Below are 20,131 nucleotides of genomic sequence, written 5' to 3'. Positions count from 1 at the left end.
TATGGCTATCCCGACAGGTTGAAGTTGCCGGACTGCCCGTAGACAGACAACGAAATCATCAGGCAGACAAACGCCGTGACGATCATCGATGACCGCACCGAACGACCGACAGCCTCCCCCACGCCGGCAGGACCACCTGTCGCGGTGAAACCGTAATAGGTATGCACGACCATCACACCCGTCGCCATCGTCAGCGCCGACAAGAACGACCACAACAAGTCGGTGGGACGCAGGAACGTCGAGAAGTAGTGCTCGTACACGCCACGGGACTGGCCGTAGACGAAGATCGTGAGGAACTTAGCCGCGATGAACGACATCAGGACGGCGACGGCATAGAGCGGGATAACCACCAAGACGCCGGCGATAATCCGCGTGGATGCCAGATAGGTGATCGAACGGATCCCCATCACTTCCAGCGCGTCTATCTCCTCGTTGATACGCATCGCACCCAATTGCGCCGTCGCACCGGCACCGATCGTGGCAGCCAATGCCAAACCGGCTGTGCAGGGCGCAATCATCCGGACGTTCAAGAACGCGGACAGAAAGCCGGTCATCGCTTCGACTCCGATGTTGGACAGCGTGTCGTAGCCCTGTACCGCAACGAGAGCGCCGGTGGTCAGCGTGAGGAAGCCGATGATGCCGACGGTGCCCCCGATCACCGCCAGCGCACCCGTGCCCATTCCCATCTCGGCGATCAGTCGCAGCAGTTCGCTCGGGTAGCGCCGTACCGCATCGACGGTGGAGGCCAATGACTTTCCGTAGAACGCGGTCTGTTCGCCCACCTTGCGGGTTGAAGCCACCAGCCTGGGGCCAACAGCGACGAACCACGACGGCGCACCTGCGAGATCGGTCATTTGGCAGTCACCTTTACTCCGAGCGCGGTAGTCAAGATGTTGATGAAGAACAACGCCATAAAAGAGAAGACCACGGTTTCGTTCACCGCGTTACCGACGCCAGTTGGGCCGCCACCCACCGACAAGCCCTTGTAGCAAGCGATCAACCCCGCAGACAACCCGAACAGGGTTGCTTTGATCAGCGAGATCACGACCTGCGGCAACCCGGTAACGAGGGTCATTCCCGCGATAAAGGCACCGGGTGTGACGTGCTGAACGAAGACCACGAAGATGTAACTGCCGACCAATCCGGTGACCGCGACTACCGAATACAGCAGGACCGCAACGAATGTGGCGGCGATGATGCGTGGAACCACCAGCGCCTGAATGGGGTCGACGCCGATCACCTTCATCGCGTCGATTTCCTCGCGGATAGTGCGCGCGCCGAGGTCGGCGCACATGGCGGTCGACCCGGCGCCCGAGACGACCATCGCCGTGACAACCGGGCCCACCTGGGTGACTGACGCCAGCCCGGCGCCGGCACCGGAAAGATCACCCGCGCCGATCTCGACCAGCAGAATATTGAGCACGAACACGATGAGCACCGTGTACGGAATCGACAACATGATGGTCGGGAAGATCGACACTCGGGCAACGAACCAAATTTGCTCGAGGATCTCGCGCCAGGCCCAAGGCTTTCGTACCGCTGTCACGAACGCTTCGGCGCTCATCATGAAGAACTCGCCCAGAGCATTCATGGGCTTCGCGACGGTCGAGCCGATCATCGACCCCGCCCAAACCGCCTACGGCCCCTTCCGTGCATCCGGTCCCCCATTGTCGTAATCGTTATTACTCGCTCGTGATTGGCCGACCGGTAAAGGTCAGCTCCGTTTACATGCGGACCGCATCGTCTGTTTGCACACATAGAACACTGCGAAATTTACGACCAAAAGTATGCCCGGCGTTAGGGTTGCGATCACCCAGAAGAAATATGGCCAGAAGTGTTAAAAGACCGGTCGACGCTTGTGCAAGTCGTCAGCCTCTGGCGCCCGTTGAGCTGCACGGACTTCGACGTCGACACCGATGGGCACAGCTCTTCAGCCACCGCATCTAGATCGGGGAATAGCCCTCGGGGTGGGGCCCGAAGACGCCGGGGCCAGCGTTTAGCCGACGCCCCGTAAGCCTCATCGGCCACAGCCGTCGCGGCACGCCTGACAACGAAACTCACCCATTCGACGCGTGCCGCACTAACGGCAATAACGTAGGGAAATTCGGCATTGCGCGCATTTCCCTGCGTCATGATTTGAGCTTCGGAGAAGTCGAGTCCAAAGCAACAGTTGCACTCAGGGTGCGCGCAATCGACATGCCGCAGAGCGGAGGTTCGCCCGGGTCAGGTTCGCCGATCTGCGAATCGACGAACCTGTAACCCGTTCTCCCCCGCCAGCTTTCGACAGGGGTGCCGGCAATGCCTGCCGTCAGCCGACGTTGGCACCACCCTCGGCGATCCGGCGCACCGCCCGCAGGAACACGTCGATCTCCTCGAACGTGTTGTAGAAGGCGAACGACGGACGAACCGTCGCCTCGAGCCCGTAGCGCCGCAGAATCGGCTGCGCGCAGTGATGTCCGGCGCGCACGGCAATCCCCTCGGCGTTGAGGGCCTTGCCGACTTCGAGCGGCTCGTGTCCGGCCAACACGAAGGACAACACGCTGGCCTTCTCGTCCGCGGTACCCACCAGGCGAACACCGGGGATGTCGGCCAGGCGCGGTGTCGCGTAGTCCAGCAAGGCGTGCTCGTACGCCGCGATGCGCTCGATGCCGACCCGCTCGACGTAGCGCAGCGACTCCCCCAGCCCGACGGCGTCGGCGATGTTGCCCGTGCCGGCCTCGAACTTGTTGGGCAGCCCTTGGTACAGCGACCGCTCCAGCGTGACATCGGCGATCATGTTGCCACCGCCCTGCCATGGCGGAGTCTCGGCCAGAGCCTCCTCGGATCCGTACAGCACCCCAATTCCGGTGGGGCCGTAGATCTTATGCCCGGAGAACACGAAGAAGTCGACACCGAGTTCGGCGACGTCGATCGGCAGATGCGGAATCGACTGCGCCCCATCGATCAGCACTCGCGCCCCGTAACGATGGCCCAGCTGCACGATCTTTTCGACCGGAGTCACCGTCCCCAGTGCGTTCGACACCTGAGTGGCCGCGACCAGCTTGGTCTTCGGGCCCAGCAGATCCTCGAACTCCGAGAGCAACAGGTTGCCCGCCTCATCGACCGGCGCAACCCTGAGCACCGCGCCGGTCTTCTGCGAAAGCAGTTGCCACGGAACGATATTGGCGTGGTGCTCGAGATGGGTGATGACGATCTCGTCGCCGGGGCCCAAGTGCTTGCCGCCCCAGGCGTAGGCCACCAGGTTGATGGCCTCGGTGGTGCCGCGCACGAAGATGTTCTGTTCGGCCTTCTCCGCACCGATGAAGCGCCGCACGGTCTCGCGGGCCTCTTCGTAGGCGTCCGTGGCCCGGGCCGCCAATTCGTGTGCCGCCCGGTGGATGTTGGAATTCTCGTGGGCGTAGAAGTACGAGATCCGGTCGATCACCGACTGCGGTTTCTGAGTGGTGGCGGCGTTGTCGAACCAGATCAGCGGCTTCCCGTTGACCGTCTCCTTGAGGATCGGAAAGTCCTCCCGGATCGCGTTGACGTCGAACACCTCGTGGTCGTCGGTCAGTTGCGGCACCGGGTCGGACCCCGTGACTGGCGACGTCAGGAAGTGGTAGCGGTACTCGTCACCTGTGGCCGGCGCATTCAGCGCCGCCGGCGCGGCAGGCACCGTATCCGACCAGCCCAAGTCGCCAATCGACGGCGCGTCGGGCAGCCACCCGATCCCGGACGAACCCCGCGGTGCCACCGGAGCGCTCGGTGGCGCCCCGGCCAGCACACCCGGCACCGTCGGAACGATGCCCGCGCTGGGGACCTCGAACGCGCTGAAGTCAGCGGGCGGCAGGTACGGGTCGGCGACGCTGCCGACCGCCTGCGCGCCCGAGGGCGCCGCCGTCGTGTCCGGCACACTGCCGCGCGGAGCGACCGGCACCGTCTGGGGTGGCGGTTCGGGTTCCGGAGACGTCGGAGCAGGAACATAGATGTCGGAGATACCGAGTAGCGGGACCGGCGCCGAGTAGAGATCGGCGCTGCCCGCTGCGGTCTGCCCAGCCGAGGTGGCCGCCGTCGTGTCCGGCACACTGCCGCGCGGGGCAACGGGCGCCGACTGCGGCGGGCTGTCCGGACCCGGTCGGATGCTGGCCGCGTACAGCTGGCTGGCCAGCGCCGCGATTTCCGCGGCGCCCAAGGGCAGGTCGCTTTCGGCGTCTACCGACCGGTACTCACTTGTACTCATGGAACTGGTCCACAGCGACGTCTTCGAGCACGGCGAGCGCGTCGTCGGTGAGGACCGCCAAGGACGTGTAGAGAGTCACCAGGTAGCGCGCGATCGCCGACTGGTTGATGCCGGTGAACCGCACCGACAGGCCCGGTGCCTGCTCCCCGACCAGGCCAGGCTGGAACAGACCCACGACTCCTTGGCGCTCCTCGCCCGTGCGCACCAGGATGATCTTGGTCTTGCCGTCCTCCAGGGGAACCTTGTCCGACGGGATCAGCGGAATGCCGCGCCAGGTGATGAACTGCGCGCCGAACAGGCTCACCACCACCGGCGGCACGCCGCGGTAGGTGGCCTCGCGACCGAACGCGGCGATGCCCTGCGGGTGGGTCAGGAAGAAGCTCGGCGTCTTCCACACCCGGGTGATCAGCGCGTCCAGGTCATCCGGCGTCGGCGGACCACCAAGGGTCTGGATGGTCTGCTCCGGGGTCACCTGCGCGAGCAGCCCATACTCCGGGCTGTTGACCAGTTCGAATTCCTGGCGCTCTTTGATCGTCTCGATGGTCAGCCGCAGCTGCTGGGTGACCTGGTCGTGCGGGCTGGAGTACAGGTCGGAGACCCGGGTGCTGACGTCGAGCAGCGTGGAGATGTTGCGCAGCGTGTATTCGCGCGGGCTGGTCTCGTAGTCGACGAAGGTCTCGGACAGCGGCGTGTCGAGGGCGGCGCCCTCTTGTGCCGTCACGGCGACCTGCTCGGGGTTGACCACACGGTTCACCCGGTAGATACCGGCTTCCACCGGCACGAAGCTGAGCAGGTGCAGCAGCCAGCGGGGGGTGATCGTCGAGAGCTGCGGGACCGTCTTGGTCGCGTTCGCTAGCTGCCTGGCACCGAGGTCGCCGAGTGCCTGAGACTCGTTTTGAGCCGAGGTCATCTTGATCCTTCCGTCGTCGTCGAATATCTAGCGCGGGGTCGAGCCGAAATTGGGCTTGACCGACAGGGGGCGCCGCGCTGAGCCGTGGCAAGTGTAAAACTCAGCGAGATTTTTTCCACCGCGGGCGGGCTTTATCGCTCGAACCGGCCTGTCCGGAATCATGCCTTATAGTGGGTCGCATGCACCACGCTGCACAGCCGCGCTTCATCCCTTCGCGCTGCCTCGCCGTGGACTGTTGTTGCTGTTGTTGATCTCCTGACGGCCCAATTCTGACGTTCTAATCGTCGCGCTTTTTTCCCGCCGGCGGGCGGACAAGCCCGCGCGAACGTAGGCGCGCCCCAGTCATTTCAGGAAGAACAGCACTCCATGACCGTGTTATCCATATCCAGCCGCGCACTGACGCCGGTTGCGACGCGTCGGCGCGTTCTGGCCCGACCGGCCACCGAACTCCCCCACCTGACGCGTTACCGCGGTGGCACCTACTCCCACACCGTGGACCGAATCGTGTTCGCCGACGGGACGACCGCGCGCACCGACCTGATCCGGCTGCACCCCAACGTCGATGCCTACTCCCTGGACTTCACCGGCATCGCGCCGCACATCCCATCGCGGTACCGGTTGGGCACCTGGTCCGCGCTGACCCACCTGCGCAGCCGCGACTATGAAGCGGAGGTCGATTGGATCCTTCGCCACTCGTTCCCGCTGATCACGACCGCCGAACTCAGCCAACGGTTGCGAGAGGCCGGGTACCCGCTCGGGCCGGCGAACATCAACGAACACGAAGCGATCGCCGCCACTCAGGCGGCGATCTGGTACCTGACCAACGGTCTGGCACTGGACACCCAGCCGCTCAATGTTCCTGTGGCGGTGCGCCGCGACTCCGGGCCGGTGACCACCTTCGAATTCGACGGCCAACCCCAGCTGGGCGGCTACTCGGTGTGGAACGCCTCGGACACCGCGGTCACTGTGCGGCTGCAAAAATCGGCCAACGGCGTTGACTGGCTGGATGTGTCCGGCTCCCGGCTGACCACCGGCCCGGCCAAGGGCCGCTACCAACGAGCACTGGGCGTGGGCAGCACCCTGTCGTCCAGCGCCCACGGGCATCGCGGACACGGCTACCGCTACTACCGGCTGATCGCAACCGCGGAGGCCGGCACTCCCATGATCGGTCCAGTTACCTTCTGGCTCACCGGAACTCGGCACTACCGCAACGCCGATCGCATAGTGCACCTGTACAATTACCTGTTGGCCGGAACGCTGGAGGCTGCCATCGAAACGGACGAACTCGGACTCGTCGACGGCCGAGCCACCGCGACAGCAGAACTCGTCGGACCGTTCCAGGTGCGAACTCCGTTGACGCTCAACGTCACCGACGGTCATACGCTGGTCGACGCCGACGGCTTCGCCATCCATGACGTGGTCCGGCCGGGTACCGACTTCTACCTGCGGCCGGCACCGGGCACGTCGTCGGCCACACTGACCGCAACACCGGCGCACCATCACACCGGCCGGGTGCTGGCCGGCGTCGGGCCGGAGGGTTCGGAGCGGTTCACGCCCGTAGCCCTCGCCGTGACCACCGACGTTGCAATCCACTTCGACATCAGCTGGGATGGCGATTGTGACCATTGCTGACAACATCACTCAACTGATCGGCAACACGCCACTGGTTCGGCTGAACCGAGTCACCGACGGCGTAGGGGCGGACGTCGTCGCGAAGCTCGAGTCCTTCAACCCCGCGGCCAGTGTGAAGGACCGTCTCGGGGTGGCGCTGATCGACGCGGCCGAGGAAGCCGGTCTCATCAAGCCGGACACCATCATCCTCGAGCCGACGAGCGGGAACACCGGCATCGCACTGGCGATGGTGGCCGCGGCCCGGGGCTACAAGCTGGTGCTGACCATGCCCGAAACGATGAGCATCGAACGGCGCAAGCTGCTACTCGCCTACGGCGCCGAACTCATCCTGACCCCGGGCCCCGAGGGCATGCCGGGTGCGATCGCCAAGGCCGAGGAGCTAGCCAAGACCGACCAGCGCTATTTCGTGCCTCAGCAGTTCGAGAACCCGGCCAATCCGGCGATCCACCGCAAGACCACCGCCGAAGAGGTGTGGAACGGCACCGACGGCAAGGTTGACATCTTCGTCGCCGGAGTCGGCACCGGCGGCACCATCACCGGTGTCGCCCAGGTGATCAAGGAGCGCAAGCCGTCGGTGCAAATCGTGGCTGTGGAACCGGCGGCGTCGCCGGTGCTGTCCGGCGGGAAGAAGGGGCCCCACCCGATCCAGGGCATCGGCGCCGGGTTCGTGCCACCGGTTCTCGACACGGATCTGATCGACGAGATCATCACCGTCGGCAACGACGATGCGATCAACCTGACCCGCCGACTGGCCCGCGAAGAGGGGTTGCTGGTCGGCATCTCCTCCGGCGCGGCTGGGGTCGCGGCTTTGCAGGTGGCTCGGCGCCCCGAGAACACCGGCAAGCTCGTGGTCGTCGTGTTCCCATCGTTCGGTGAACGTTATTTGAGCACACCGCTTTTCGGCGACGCGGACTGAGCATGCTCGACGAGGTGCGGCGCGACATACGGGCAGCCAAGGAGCGCGATCCGGCCAACCCAACGACACTGCAGGTCGTGGTCGCCTACCCCGGTGTTCATGCGATCTGGGGCCATCGAATCAGCCAGGCACTGTGGAATCGTGGCGCCAAGGTCGCCGCGCGGGGATTCGCCGAACTCACGCGCATCCTGACCGGGGTGGAGATCCATCCCGGCGCCACTCTTGGCAGCGGACTGTTCATCGACCACGCCACCGGCGTGGTGATCGGCGAGACTGCCGAAGTGGGCGACGACGTGACGATCTATCACGGCGTCACGCTGGGGGGTAGCGGCAGAGACACCGGCAAGCGCCACCCCACGATCGGCGACCGAGTGATCATCGGCGCCGGGGCCAAGGTGCTGGGCGCGATCAAGATCGGCGACGACAGCAGAATCGGTGCGAATGCCGTTGTGGTCAAAGAGGTTCCGTCGAGCTCGGTCGTCGTCGGGGTACCCGGACAGGTGATCAGCAGCGCCAAGCCCGGTAGCCCGAACGATTCGCTGATGCCCGACCTCGTCGGCGTCAGCCTGCAACAGCTACTCACCCGGGTTGCGCGGCTGGAAGAGGCCCAGGGTGAGGACAACAGGCAGACCGGCCGCGTCATCCGTCCGCCCGAGGCCGGCGTCTGGCATGGCGAGGACTTCTCCATCTAATCGGGCTGTGCGCGCACGCAATACACGTAACCAATGTCCCAGCAAGATTTAAATCGCTTGTGAGCCAAACACTTAGGCCTCTTTTGCGGCGATGTGAAATGCTATAGTTGGGCTATGCAACAGTCCCCGGCGCGTCTAGTCGCTTGGCGTTGCTGCGCGGCGCACTGTTGTCGCTGATCTTCGTATCGCGCCCGTCATGGGCAACAATCCGAGTCCGTCCGGCCAGACCGGACGCTTTGCTCGACTTCTTTTGCATTCCCCACTCAGACAACATGATTCGAATCAGGGAGTAACACCATGACCGACATCCTCACGACTCAGGTCTCCGCCAGCCCCGCTCGCAAGCCAGAGAGCCGTACTCTCGACACCGCGGTGGGGGTACTGGTCGGCTGGCGCCGGTACAGCACGGATGCCGCCTTCCGGGAGCTGGTCGCGGTCAGCGAGCGGCACCGAGTGCCGATCTTCGCGCTGGCAACGGCGCTGGTGAGCCTGGCCAGCCAAGACGGCGACCCCCGCGGGGGCACGGCCGCCGAGCTCGCGGCAGAGCGGGAATGGGGCCTGACTTACCTGCTCTAGGCGCACTGGCGACTACGCCTCAGGTGGCTCCCCCGGGTGGACTCGAACCACCAACCGTTCGGTTAACAGCCGAATGCTCTGCCAATTGAGCTACAGGGGATTAACCCGGTATCCGCGCGGTCGTTCCGCGGATCGCTGGACGACTCTAGCGTACTGGCACACCAAGACCCAACTAGAGGGCCAGCCATCAAGGGCCCAGCTAGAGGGATCGGGAGAGCACACACCCGGCCCGGTGAGGCAGGATGGAGCCATCGCTCGTCGGGAGGAACGCTTTGATCCGATATGTCGTCGTGCTCGCAGTGGGCTATGTGCTGGGCACGAAAGCCGGACGACGCCGCTATGAACAGATCGCGGACACCTATCGGGCGCTGACCAGCAGCCCCGTGGCCAAGTCGATGATCGAGGGTGGGCGTCGCAAGATCGCGAATCGCATCTCGCCGGATGCGGGATTTGTCACGGTGGCCGAGATCGACGAGCAGACCGCCGTCGTCGAACGTCCGATCGAGGCGGCTCTCACACCGTCAGATCGTCACCGCTAGCCTGCTCCAACAGGCTGCGCCGATACGCCTCCATGGCAACCAAGTCGCCGAACAGGGCGTGATATTCGTCGCCGTGCTCAATGGGTGACATGCGCTGCAGCTTGGACTTGACCTCGGCGATCTGCCGGCCCATCCACACCTCCTGCAGGCGAGCCATCACCCCGGAGATATACCGCGGCAGCCTCTCGTCGTCGACCGCGATGCCCTCCACACCCAGCTCGCTGATCAAGCCGGCGGTCAGGCCCGACGTCGTCTGCTGGCGCACCGCGTCGATCCACTGGGCGCCGCTGGCACCGGTCGCGGTGCCGCCCGCCCCGTCCAGCGCCGCACGCACGGCCGCGTAGCCGGGGTGAGTGAAGCTCTCGACGGTCAGTGAGTCGAACACCGGGCCGGCGAACGCCGGATACTGCAACGCCGCCTTGAGCGCCTCACGCTGTGGCCACAGGGTCGGGTCTTTGGGGTCAGGCCGTGCGCCGGCGGGTTCGGCCCGGGCCGTGTCGGCGCCCTGCTGCGCGGCGCGGCGCGGGCCGGCGGACCCGGTGGCACCGCGAGCGGGCGGCTTCGATTCCTTGGCCGAGCTCCGCACCCGGTCGATAACCTGCGCGACGTCGTCCCAGCCGACCCAGCCGGCCAGCTGGCGGGCGTATTCGTCGCGCAGCGTGGGGTCCTTGATCTGGCCGACCATCGGTACGCAGCGCCGCAGCGCGGCGACCCGGCCCTCGGCGTTGTCCAGGTCCATCTCGGCGAGCGCGGTGCGAATCGCGAACTCGAACAACGGGGTTCGCCGTGCCACCAGATCGCGCAGCGCGCCGTCGCCGGACTTCAGCCGCAGATCGCAGGGATCCATGCCGTCCGGGGCGACCGCGACAAAGGACTGTCCGGCGAGATTCTGCTCACCGTCGAAGGCCTTGAGCGCGGCGGCGCGCCCGGCCGCATCGCCGTCGAACACGTAGATGAGTTCGCCGCGAAAGAAGCTGTCGTCCATCATCAGTCGGCGCAGCATCGACAGGTGCTCGTCACCGAACGCGGTGCCGCAGGAGGCGACGGCGGTGGTGACCCCGGCCAGATGCATCGCCATCACGTCGGTGTATCCCTCGACGACAACGGCCTGGTGTCCCTTGGCGATATCCCGTTTGGCCAGGTCGAGGCCGAACATCACCGACGACTTCTTGTAGAGGATCGTCTCTGGCGTATTGATGTATTTGGCTTCCATCGGGTCGTCGTCGAACAGCCGCCGGGCCCCGAACCCGATCACCTCGCCGGCCGAGGAACGGATGGGCCAGAGCAGCCGCCGATGGAAGCGATCCATCGGGCCGCGGCGGCCCTCCCGGGACAGGCCCGCGGCTTCCAGTTCCTTGAATTCAAAACCCTTGCGCTGCAGGTGTTTCGTCAGCTTGTCCCAGCCCGACGGCGCGAAGCCGCAACCGAAGTGGCGGGCGGCCTGGGCATCGAAGTTCCGCTCGGTCAGATACTGGCGGGCCGGTGCCGCCTCGTCGGACTCCAGTGCCTCGGCATAGAACTCGGCGGCGGCTGCGTTGGCGGCGACAAGCCTGCTGCGGCTGCCGCGGTCGCGCTGCACGCTGGTGGCCGGGCCGCTGTAGGTGATCGTGTGGCCGATGCGGTCGGCGAGCAGTTCGACCGCCTCGACAAAACTGACGTGTTCGATCTTCTGGATGAATGCGTACACGTCGCCGCCCTCACCGCAGCCGAAGCAGTGGAAGTGGCCGTGGTTGGGGCGGACGTGAAACGACGGCGACTTCTCGTTGTGGAACGGGCACAAGCCCTTCATCGAATCCGCGCCCGCGCGCCTCAACTGGACGTAGTCGCCGACAACCTCTTCGATGCGGGCCCGTTCGCGGATGGCGGCGATATCACGATCGGAGATCCGGCCAGCCATCGGCCCAGTCTAAAACGCCGGGCGCGGACTTCGGATCAAACCCGTGACGGCCAGCTCAGCCGGCCGCCGCGATCACGCCGCAAGCGACGCGCTGCATCTCTTGGTCGGTGTCTTCGAGACCGTGGACCATCAAGGCGGTCTTGTTGCCTGCCAGCAGCTGGTCCCGGGTGAACGCGTCGGTGGTGGTCACCAGGTATGCCGAGCCGTCAGAGCGCACCTCGAGCGAAGTCAGGTCGCCGCTTTCGGGTTTCCCGGTATGCCCCGGCGCCTGGAAGTGACCGCCGGCGGACAAGAAGTTTCCGGGCGGGCCGCCGGTCGGGGCGACCGAGTTCGGCTCGCACTTGCCGATCTCGTGGATGTGCATGTCGTGGAACCCGGGCGCCAGGATGCCCGCGGCGACAGTCTTCACGGTGACGGTGACGTAGCCGTTGGTGAAATCGAAGGTAGCGGTGGCCACCTGCCTGCCGTCGGGCGCCTGCAGTTGCGCCGAGAGGGAACCGGCGGACGGCGACGGGCTGGATGTCGTCGACGGCCCTGCCGAGCCGCTGACGACCGCGGGGGTGGTGCCCGGCTGGGTGCTGGCGTGCTGAGGCGAGCTGCAGGCGGTGAAGGCCAGCAAGGGAAGCGGCAATAAGACGGCGGAAACGGCGGTGTTTCTGATCATGTCCGCAGCGTAGCTCTGCGGACCGGCCGAAAATACCCCTACCGGCTCGCCGGGTGGGTGTCGATTCGCTCCACCCGGCCCTCGGTATACGACGCGATCTGATCGACGATGGACCGCAACCGGGCACCGTCGTCGGCCGCGGTGACGAACGCGGCGGCGAAAACCGGGTCGAGGGTCCCGGGAGCCCCGGAGTACAGCCAGTGCGCCACCCGGTGGATGCGTTCACGCTGCCGGGCCTGCGTCTCCAGATGCCGCGGATCGGACATAATGAACTGCAGCGCAAGGATCTTCAGCAACGCAACCTCGGCGCGCACCAAATCGGGCACCTGCAGGTCGGCTTGGTAGCGCACCAGCGGTCCCGGGCCGGCCGCGGCCCGTGTGGTCGCGATCGCGGCCGAGGCGAACCGCCCCACCAGCTCACTGGTCAACTGCTTGAGCGCGACCGACGCCGCCAGCGTGGCGTCGTACTTGCCGACCGCGGCGACCACCGGCAGCCCCGACAACCGCCGCGCGGCGGCCATGAAATCGTCGGCGCTCACCCGGGAGAATTCACTTTCACCCAGCTTGGCCAGCGCGGCCGCCTCGTCGTCGTCGGCCAGCACGCGCAGGTCGATGCGCCCTGACACGACACCGTCCTCGACGTCGTGCACCGAGTACGCGACGTCGTCGGCCCAGTCCATCACCTGGGCTTCCAGGCACATCCGGTCGGGCGGGGCGCCCTGGCGGACCCAGGCCGCCTGCTCGCGATCGGATTCGTAGAACCCGAACTTGCGGCGCCCCGCACCGCGCATCCACGGATATTTGGTGACCGCGTCCAGCGACGCGCGAGTCAAATTCAAGCCCGCGCTATCGCCTTGTGCATCAATGACTTTGGGCTCAAGGCTGGTGAGTATGCGGAAATTCTGTGCGTTGCCCTCAAAGCCGCCGTGCTCGATGGCGAACTCGTCGAGGGCGCGTTCGCCGTTATGGCCGTAGGGCGGGTGCCCGATGTCGTGCGCCAGACCGCCCAACTCCACGAGATCGAGGTCGCAGCCCAGTCCGATGGCCATTCCCCGTCCGATCTGCGCCACTTCCAGCGAGTGCGTCAACCGGGTGCGCGGGGTGTCGCCTTCGCGCGGTCCGACAACCTGTGTCTTGTCCGCCAGGCGGCGAAATGCCGCGCTGTGCAATACCCGGGCCCGGTCGCGGGCGAAGTCGGTGCGGTGCTGGCCCTCGCTGCCGGGCAGGCCCGCCGTTTTCGGGGGTTCGGGTGCGCGCCGTTGACGGTCGAAGTCGTCGTAGGGGTCGTGCTGGTTCGTGATCACCGAGGCACAGTCTGCCAGGCAACGTGAAAAGAGGATGAGCGTGACGACGGGGACGGATTGGCCACTGCCTATCGGTCACCCGCCCGGCATGGGTGGCGGCCGGTGCTGAGTCGCTCACTGGGCATGGCTCAGGCGCCGTTGGCCGCGAAAGTCGCTGGCGGCCAACGGTTAATTTCAGGCAAGCGGAGTTTTCTCGCTAACCGGCCGCCGGCGAGTGCGGTATCACGCTACTCGGCCGCGCCACCTCGAAGCGTGGTTGCGCTTCGTCTCCCCGTTGCTTGAACTGCCCCCACTCTTCTGCCGTGCGCTCACTGCTCGCAGCGTCCTCGACATCGGCGCCGACTAACGGCTCCGGTGCCCAATGGTCATAGTCGTCCGGTGGAACGGCGACGCCCCAAACAAGCGGAACCGACAAGCCACCGAGCAGACCCGACTCACCCCGAGCAGCCGACACAGCATCATCTGGCAGAGGTGTACCTAGAGGCAATAACATGCCGCCCCCTTCCACGCCCGATCTCTGTACAGCCAGACCTCCTGGCGAAACTAATCACCACCAAGCCCTTAGCAATCGTAAGTCAATCCGGTGCGCAATATCTGGGAATATCTCATATTTCTTGCGATAAATCGGGTGCGGCAAACGGCCGAAAAAATCGGTGAGCCAAATCCGGCGCCCAAACCGCTTCCACCTGTACACCCGATCCGGGTGCCACCCGGGGCCAATCGGCGGCAGCGCAACGCGCAAATGCTGGATCATGCATCGAAAATCTTTGCTGAACAAGGCATTTCGCGGTCTTCGGATATCCGCGTGGTGTCACCGGTTTGCCCAACCAGACGTCGCGTGAACGCCGCCGTAGATTTGTCCGGCACGACGCTCCGGATCAGATTTACGATCCCCGGCGGATCGAAATATAGAGTCTGCGGATCGAAATTCACCGATCGGTAAGTTCAGCGTCGCTCGTGTCCCAATTCGGAAAGTCCGAATATTGCGCCGCGACCCCAGCGAAGGTCCGTTCGTGACCCGGTTATCCGACTTCGGTACGCGGCACCACGCGGGGCCGAGACTGGACGACGTGCTTCGCGCGGGGTCCGCCGCTGCCCGGCGTCGCCCCGGGCACGCCGGGTTTGCTGGCCGAAGCGGACTTCGACGACATCACCGGAACGCCGGTCGGCCCCGCGGTGCCGACGGGAACGCCGGGTGCCGTGGCCTCCAACGACATCGCCGCAGAGACGAGCCGGGCGGGAACCGCCCCCTGCCACGCGGGCGGCACCGAGATGCTGCCCACGAACCGCGCCGTCCCCAGACTTGCAGACATTGCCGAGCCGAAGCCGCCACTGCTGCCGAGCACCTGCATGCCCGGCGCCGTGGCACCGGCAAGCGCCGGAGCGCCGGCGAGGACCTCGGTGGCACCCATCACCGAGGTCGCCGGCACGGTGCCATGTGCCAGTGCCACCACCGGCGACACCACAGCAGCGGTCGCGGGATACATCCCGATCTGGGCCACCGAGGCCAGGGACGACACCGACACCGGCAGCGCGGAAAATAGCGTCCCCACCTGGGCGATCGCCGACTCGGCGGTGCCCATCAGCGAGGACAGCCCCGAGGCGAACGTCGATCCGATCGACGACAGGAAATCCGTCAGCGGGGTGGATATCAACCCGGCCAAGCTGCCCGGCGGCGCGATGATCGTCGGCAAAGCCGCCGCCACCGACGACGCCCCCGCGTGATAGCCGAACATCGCCGCGACATCCTGAGCCCACATTTCCATGTACTCGATCTCGGTGGCGAAAATGGCCGCCGTGTTCTGACCCAGGATGTTCGTCGCGATCAACGTCATCAACGTCATCCGATTGCCTGCCACCGCCGCCGGATGCACTGTGGCCGCCAACGCGGCCTCGAAGGCCGCGGCCGCCGCATGGGCCTGCGCCGCCGAGCCCTCGGCGTGCCCCACCGCCGCGCTCAACCACTGCAGATACGGCGCCGCCGCCTGGGCCATCAGCTCCGCGGACGGGCCCGTCCACTGCCCACCCGTCAGCCCGGAAATCACCGAGTCAAATGACGAGGCCGACGACGACAGTTCGGAGGCCAATTCGGCCCACGCCGAGGCGGCGGCAAACAATGGCCCGGCACCGGCACCACCAAAGATCAACCCAGAATTGACCTCGGGAGGTAACAACGTGAATTCCAGGACCATCAAAACTCCAGCACATCTAGCCGCACCCCGACGGTCACCTGCGGCGACCGGTAACGCTTGTACTAGATCCTAAAGCGAAACCGCACCAAATTCCGCGGCTTTTGCCCAGACGGCCTTTCCCGGGGCTAACAGCCCTTGAGTCGCACCGCCAAGTAGTCGGCGACCGCATCGATCGCGACCCGTTCCTGGGTCATGGCGTCACGTTCGCGCACGGTGACGGCGTTGTCGTCGAGCGAGTCGAAATCCACCGTCACGCAGAACGGCGTCCCGACCTCGTCCTGGCGACGGTAGCGCCGGCCGATCGCGCCTGCGTCGTCGAAATCGATGTTCCAGCTTTTGCGCAATTCCGCGGCCAGGTCGCGAGCCTTGGGACTCAGGTCGGCGGGCCGCGACAGCGGCAGCACCGCGGCCTTGACCGGCGCCAGCCGCGGGTCGATGCGCAACACCGTCCGTTTGTCGACCCCACCCTTGGCATTCGGCGCTTCGTCCTCGGCATACGCGTCGATCAAAAACGCCATGAACGACCGCGTCAGGCCGGCCGCCGGTTCGATCACGTAGGGCGTGTAGCGCCGATCCTCGACCTGGTCGTAAAAGGACAGGTCGACACCGGAATGCTTTGCGTGCGTTGACAAGTCGAAGTCGGTCCGGTTGGCCACACCTTCCAGCTCACCCCAAGGATTGCCCTGGAAGCCGAATTTGTATTCGACGTCGACGGTGCGGTCGGAGTAATGCGACAGCTTCTCCTTGGCGTGCTCGTAGAGCCGCAGATTCTGCGGATTGATGCCGAGGTCGATATACCACTGCAGCCGGGTGTCGATCCAGTACTGGTGCCACTCCTTGGCGGTCGAGGGCTCGACGAAGAACTCCATCTCCATCTGCTCGAACTCGCGGGTGCGGAAGATGAAGTTGCCCGGGGTGATTTCGTTGCGGAAGCTCTTGCCGATCTGCGCAATGCCGAACGGCGGCTTGCGGCGCGCGGTCGTCACCACGTTGGCGAAGTTGACGAAGATGCCCTGTGCGGTCTCGGGACGCAGATAGTGCAGCCCCTCCTCGGTCTCGATGGGTCCGAGGTAGGTCTTGAGCATCATGTTGAATTCGCGCGGCTCGGTCCACTGGCCGGGCTCGCCGGTCTCCGGATCGCGGATATCGGCCAGACCGTTGGGCGGCGGATGTCCGTGTTTGGCTTCATAGGCCTCGATGAGGTGGTCGGCCCGATAGCGCTTGTGGGTGATCAGCGACTCGACCAGCGGGTCGTGGAACACCTCGACGTGGCCGGAGGCCACCCACACCTGCCGCGGCAGGATGATCGACGAATCGAGCCCGACGACGTCGTCGCGGCCGGTGACCACCGTGCGCCACCATTGCCGCTTGATGTTCTCTTTGAGCTCAACGCCGAGAGGCCCGTAGTCCCAGGCCGACTTCGTGCCGCCGTAGATCTCTCCCGAGGGGTAGACGAAGCCCCGCCGTTTGGCCAGGTTGACGACGGTGTCGATGACGGACGCCACGGGGCAGCGCACTCCCTTTCCAGGTCAGGCAGAAGCGTGCGGCGGCGAAGTGCCGCACGGAAAACACCAGCAATGGTATCGACCCGGACCGCGGTCTTTGACATGCGTCATCACGCATGTGACAGTGGAAGTCGTTCCTTACCGTGGACACGGCTCCTATCCGGCACTTTCTCGAGGTGATGACTCTCGCATGGTGATGTCCTCCTCAACGCCGTCAGATCTCACCGCGGTGGCCCACGACCACGACGAGACACCGCTCCGGCCCGCCGAATGCCCGGTGCCACCGCCGCGGGAGATTCTCGACGCCGCCGGTGAGCTACTGCGCGCGCTGGCCGCGCCAGTGCGGATTGCCATCGTGCTGCAGTTACGCGAATCCCACCGCTGCGTGCACGAATTGGTCGACGCCCTGGGTGTGCCGCAGCCGCTGGTCAGCCAGCATCTGAAGATCCTCAAGGCCGCGGGCGTGGTCACCGGCGAGCGGTCCGGCCGTGAGGTGCTCTACCGGCTGGCCGACCATCACCTCGCACACATCGTCGTCGACGCCGTGGCCCACGCCGGCGAGGACACACCGTGACCGGCACGAGCGTCCGCTCCACCCGTCAGCGGGCGGCGATCTCGACGCTGCTGGAGACGCTCGACGAATTCCACTCGGCCCAGGAATTGCACGACGAACTCCGCCGCCGCGGCGAGAACATCGGACTGACCACGGTCTACCGGACGCTGCAATCCATGGCGGCGGGGGGCATGGTCGACACGCTGCGCACCGACACGGGCGAGTCGGTGTACCGCCGGTGCTCGGAACATCATCACCACCATCTGGTGTGCCGCAGTTGCGGTTCCACCATCGAAGTCGGCGGGCACGAGGTCGAGGAGTGGGCGGAGCGGGTGGCCGCCCAGCATGGCTTCTCCGACGTCAGCCACACCATCGAGATCTTCGGCACCTGCGCGGATTGCCGGTCCTGAGCCGGGGTCAGGCCGTCAGCGCACGACGCATCTGAGCGCCGGAATCGAGGACCAGCAGGATCAGGGTGCGCAGCGCAGCATCGCCCAGGCCCGCGGCGGGAAAGTTGTACCGCAGCATCACATCTGCGGTCTTGGACGCGCCCTTGCCGGAATTGCGTTGCGCGGCCTTGTCACTGACCTTCTCCACCAGCGACACGCTGCCGAAGTTGCTGTCGTGCGCCTGCTTGGCCACCTGATCGCTGATCTTCTTGGTCAGCGGCAGATCCCACGCCACGATCTGGGTGAGCGACACCAAGTCCAGGTCCTCGGCGATGTTCACCACCCGCAACGACGCGAAGGTGCCGTCGTGGTGAACCGTGAGCGCGCCGTCGGATTCGCTTTCGACGGACACCACGTCGCGCAGTACCGATTCCAATTGCTCTTGCAGTGAAGGCATTACGCGCTCCCGAACCTGCGGTTGCGATCCGCATATTCCTCGCACGCCGCCCACAAATCGCGACGGTCGTAGTCAGGCCACAGTTTGTCCTGAAAAATGTATTCGGCGTACGCCGCCTGCCACAGCATGAAATTGCTGGACCGCTGCTCCCCCGACGTCCGCAGAAAAAGATCCACGTCGGGGATGTCGGGCCGTTGCAGGTGATGGGCCACGGTCGCCTCGGTGATGCGCTCCGGATTGAGCCGTCCGGCGGCGGCCAAACGCGCGATTTCCTTGGTGGATTCGACGATTTCGGCGCGGCCGCCGTAGTTCACGCAGTAGTTGACGGTGATGACGTCGTTGTTCTTCGTCATCTCCTCCGCGATCGCCAATTCGTTGATCACGCTGCGCCACAGCCGCGGTCGCGAACCCACCCACCGGATCTTGACCCCGATCGCCTTGAGGTTCACCCGGCGCATGCGCACCACGTCGCGGTTGAAGCCCATCAGGAAGCGGACCTCCTCGGGCGAACGCTTCCAGTTTTCCGTGGAAAAGGCGTAGAGGCTAAGCCACTTGATCCCGATTTCGATTGCGCCGCAGACGATGTCGATCACCACCGCCTCGCCTGCCCGGTGACCTTCGGTGCGGGTCAGTCCCTGCTGGGTGGCCCAGCGGCCATTGCCGTCCATGACGATGGCCACATGGTTGGGCAAGCGCTCCGCCGGGATGCGCGGCGCGACCGCCTTCGAAATGTGCTGCGGTGGCCGGCTCGGGCCGCCGTCGGACGATGGCGGCAGCTCGGGAAACACGACGGGCCAGGTCGACCTGTCCGGAAAGGTGGGATAGTCGTCGGGCGCGGCGGGCAGTTGCGGGAAGTCCACGGACTTTCCCTTGCGCTCCTTAACCACAAGCCTCATCCTGCCCGATCAGCGCGGCGCGCTGATCGGCGATGGTGTGGTCGGCCCGATAGCTGCGCTCCACCAGCGGCAGGGTCTTGAGTTGCCGTTCCAGATGCCATTGCAGGTGTGCGGCCACCAATCCGCTGACGTGGTTGCGGTGGGATTGCGGCGCCGCCTCGGCGGCCTCCCAGTCGCCGTCGTGCAGTGCGGACATCAATTCCAGTACACCCAGCGGCGGTGTGGTCGAACCGGCCGGGCGGCAATGCGGGCAGATGCTGCCCCCGGCGGCGATGTGAAATGCCCGATGCGGACCGGGGGTGGCGCAGCGGGCGCACTCGGTCAGCGCCGGCGCCCAACCGGCGATGCCCATGGCGCGCAGCAGATACGCATCCAACAGCAGGTCGCGGGGGCGGCGGCCATCGGCCACGGCCCGCAGCGCGCCCACCGTGAGCCGATGCAGGGCTGGGGCGGGCGCCCGCTCCTCACCGGCCAGACGTTCGGCGGTTTCCAGCATCGCGCACCCGCAGGTGTACCGACCGTAGTCGCTGACGATGTCGGTGGCGAACGCGTCGATCGACACGACCTGGGTGACGATGTCGAGGTTGCGACCGGGGTGCAGCTGCGCGTCGATGTGCGCGAACGGCTCCAGCCGGGCGCCGAATTTGCTGCGGGTGCGCCGCACGCCCTTGGCGACCGCGCGAACCAGCCCGTGATCACGAGTCAACAGGGTGACGATTCGGTCGGCCTCGCCGAGCTTGTGCTGGCGCAGCACAACAGCCCGGTCTCGATATAGCCGCATCACAATAGT

At 65.6% G+C, this 20,131-nt stretch carries 19 protein-coding genes, 1 tRNA gene and 1 pseudogene; 7 read left to right on the top strand and 14 right to left on the bottom strand.

The genetic code is table 11. The features are described 5' to 3' along the window. Positions 1-5 precede the first annotated feature (5 nt). The 4 genes from MNAB215_RS20315 to MNAB215_RS20300 all read right to left on the bottom strand — a co-directional run bounded on the left by MNAB215_RS20315 (position 6) and on the right by MNAB215_RS20300 (position 5,129). Complete coding sequence (locus MNAB215_RS20315; protein WP_077080402.1) at positions 6-854, bottom strand: ABC transporter permease; 849 nt, start codon at positions 852-854, stop codon at positions 6-8. After that, complete coding sequence (locus tag MNAB215_RS20310) at positions 851-1,618, bottom strand: MlaE family ABC transporter permease (RefSeq protein WP_077080401.1); 768 nt, start codon at positions 1,616-1,618, stop codon at positions 851-853. Before MNAB215_RS20310 ends, MNAB215_RS20315 begins: the two co-directional genes overlap by 4 nt. Positions 1,619-2,308: 690 nt before the next feature. Continuing rightward, on the bottom strand, positions 2,309-4,219 hold the full coding sequence (locus MNAB215_RS20305; RefSeq protein WP_077080400.1) for a family 2A encapsulin nanocompartment cargo protein cysteine desulfurase: 1,911 nt from the start codon (positions 4,217-4,219) through the stop codon (positions 2,309-2,311). Further along, positions 4,206-5,129 (bottom strand): family 2A encapsulin nanocompartment shell protein, encoded by a 924-nt coding sequence (locus tag MNAB215_RS20300; protein WP_077080399.1) that lies wholly within the window; start codon positions 5,127-5,129, stop codon positions 4,206-4,208. Before MNAB215_RS20300 ends, MNAB215_RS20305 begins: the two co-directional genes overlap by 14 nt. A gap of 366 nt (positions 5,130-5,495) precedes the next feature. Between MNAB215_RS20300 and MNAB215_RS20295 the strand changes: the two genes are divergently transcribed. From MNAB215_RS20295 to MNAB215_RS20280, 4 genes are all read left to right on the top strand, one after another. Continuing rightward, positions 5,496-6,761: a TQXA domain-containing protein gene (locus tag MNAB215_RS20295; protein WP_077080398.1), complete on the top strand. Its 1,266-nt coding sequence runs from the start codon at positions 5,496-5,498 to the stop codon at positions 6,759-6,761. After that, entirely contained in the window at positions 6,748-7,677 is a 930-nt protein-coding gene (gene cysK, locus MNAB215_RS20290; RefSeq protein WP_077082187.1) for a cysteine synthase A, read from the top strand. Before MNAB215_RS20295 ends, cysK begins: the two co-directional genes overlap by 14 nt. A gap of 2 nt (positions 7,678-7,679) precedes the next feature. Beyond that, positions 7,680-8,369 (top strand): serine O-acetyltransferase, encoded by a 690-nt coding sequence (cysE, locus tag MNAB215_RS20285; protein ID WP_077080397.1) that lies wholly within the window; start codon positions 7,680-7,682, stop codon positions 8,367-8,369. A 297-nt stretch (positions 8,370-8,666) separates the two neighbouring features. Further along, complete coding sequence (locus MNAB215_RS20280) at positions 8,667-8,945, top strand: ANTAR domain-containing protein (protein ID WP_077080396.1); 279 nt, start codon at positions 8,667-8,669, stop codon at positions 8,943-8,945. Positions 8,946-8,969: 24 nt separating this feature from the next. On the opposite strand, the gene MNAB215_RS20275 is transcribed toward MNAB215_RS20280, so the two are convergent. Continuing rightward, a tRNA-Asn gene (locus tag MNAB215_RS20275) sits at positions 8,970-9,045 on the bottom strand. Positions 9,046-9,217: 172 nt separating this feature from the next. Between MNAB215_RS20275 and MNAB215_RS20270 the strand changes: the two genes are divergently transcribed. Continuing rightward, positions 9,218-9,484, top strand: a complete 267-nt coding sequence (locus MNAB215_RS20270; RefSeq protein ID WP_077080395.1) for a hypothetical protein — start codon at positions 9,218-9,220, stop codon at positions 9,482-9,484. On the opposite strand, the gene dnaG is transcribed toward MNAB215_RS20270, so the two are convergent. From dnaG to MNAB215_RS20240, 6 genes and pseudogenes are all read right to left on the bottom strand, one after another. Continuing rightward, the gene (dnaG, locus tag MNAB215_RS20265; RefSeq protein WP_077080394.1) at positions 9,459-11,381 is read right to left on the bottom strand and encodes a DNA primase; all 1,923 of its coding nucleotides are present in this window, start codon (positions 11,379-11,381) and stop codon (positions 9,459-9,461) included. The two genes, MNAB215_RS20270 and dnaG, sit on opposite strands and share 26 nt — an antisense overlap. A gap of 55 nt (positions 11,382-11,436) precedes the next feature. Next, the gene (gene sodC, locus MNAB215_RS20260) at positions 11,437-12,045 is read right to left on the bottom strand and encodes a superoxide dismutase[Cu-Zn] (RefSeq protein WP_077080393.1); all 609 of its coding nucleotides are present in this window, start codon (positions 12,043-12,045) and stop codon (positions 11,437-11,439) included. Positions 12,046-12,083: 38 nt separating this feature from the next. Further along, positions 12,084-13,349 carry a deoxyguanosinetriphosphate triphosphohydrolase gene (locus MNAB215_RS20255; protein WP_077080392.1) on the bottom strand — a complete coding sequence of 422 codons (1,266 nt, stop codon included), beginning with the start codon at positions 13,347-13,349 and terminating at the stop codon, positions 12,084-12,086. A 327-nt stretch (positions 13,350-13,676) separates the two neighbouring features. Continuing rightward, positions 13,677-13,842, bottom strand: a pseudogene (locus MNAB215_RS30820) (hypothetical protein); the annotation flags it as partial. Between the two features lie 529 nt (positions 13,843-14,371). Beyond that, positions 14,372-15,541 (bottom strand): PPE family protein, encoded by a 1,170-nt coding sequence (locus MNAB215_RS20245; protein WP_077080391.1) that lies wholly within the window; start codon positions 15,539-15,541, stop codon positions 14,372-14,374. Between the two features lie 125 nt (positions 15,542-15,666). Next, complete coding sequence (locus MNAB215_RS20240; RefSeq protein WP_108637674.1) at positions 15,667-17,058, bottom strand: glycine--tRNA ligase; 1,392 nt, start codon at positions 17,056-17,058, stop codon at positions 15,667-15,669. 178 nt (positions 17,059-17,236) lie between these two features. On the opposite strand from MNAB215_RS20240, the gene MNAB215_RS20235 reads away from it, so the two are divergent. After that, a complete protein-coding gene (locus MNAB215_RS20235) occupies positions 17,237-17,620 on the top strand; it encodes an ArsR/SmtB family transcription factor (protein ID WP_174604608.1) in 384 nt (127 codons plus the stop codon). Then, the gene (locus MNAB215_RS20230) at positions 17,617-18,009 is read left to right on the top strand and encodes a Fur family transcriptional regulator (RefSeq protein WP_077080390.1); all 393 of its coding nucleotides are present in this window, start codon (positions 17,617-17,619) and stop codon (positions 18,007-18,009) included. The genes MNAB215_RS20235 and MNAB215_RS20230 overlap by 4 nt, the downstream gene beginning before the upstream one ends. Before the next feature lie 7 nt (positions 18,010-18,016). Here the strand turns inward: MNAB215_RS20230 and MNAB215_RS20225 are convergent, their stop codons facing one another. The 3 genes from MNAB215_RS20225 to recO are packed head-to-tail and all read right to left on the bottom strand — an operon-like array spanning position 18,017 to position 20,122. Beyond that, entirely contained in the window at positions 18,017-18,445 is a 429-nt protein-coding gene (locus tag MNAB215_RS20225; protein WP_077080389.1) for a hypothetical protein, read from the bottom strand. After that, entirely contained in the window at positions 18,445-19,341 is an 897-nt protein-coding gene (locus tag MNAB215_RS20220; protein ID WP_077080388.1) for a decaprenyl diphosphate synthase, read from the bottom strand. The genes MNAB215_RS20225 and MNAB215_RS20220 overlap by 1 nt, the downstream gene beginning before the upstream one ends. Further along, on the bottom strand, positions 19,325-20,122 hold the full coding sequence (recO, locus tag MNAB215_RS20215) for a DNA repair protein RecO (protein ID WP_077080387.1): 798 nt from the start codon (positions 20,120-20,122) through the stop codon (positions 19,325-19,327). The genes MNAB215_RS20220 and recO overlap by 17 nt, the downstream gene beginning before the upstream one ends. Positions 20,123-20,131: the final 9 nt, after the last annotated feature.

It is taken from the genome of Mycobacterium numidiamassiliense, assembly GCF_900157365.1.
GTDB lineage: Bacteria > Actinomycetota > Actinomycetes > Mycobacteriales > Mycobacteriaceae > Mycobacterium > Mycobacterium numidiamassiliense.
The sequence above is the reverse complement of the archived record's forward strand: the minus strand, read 5'-3'. Positions and strand labels throughout refer to the sequence as shown.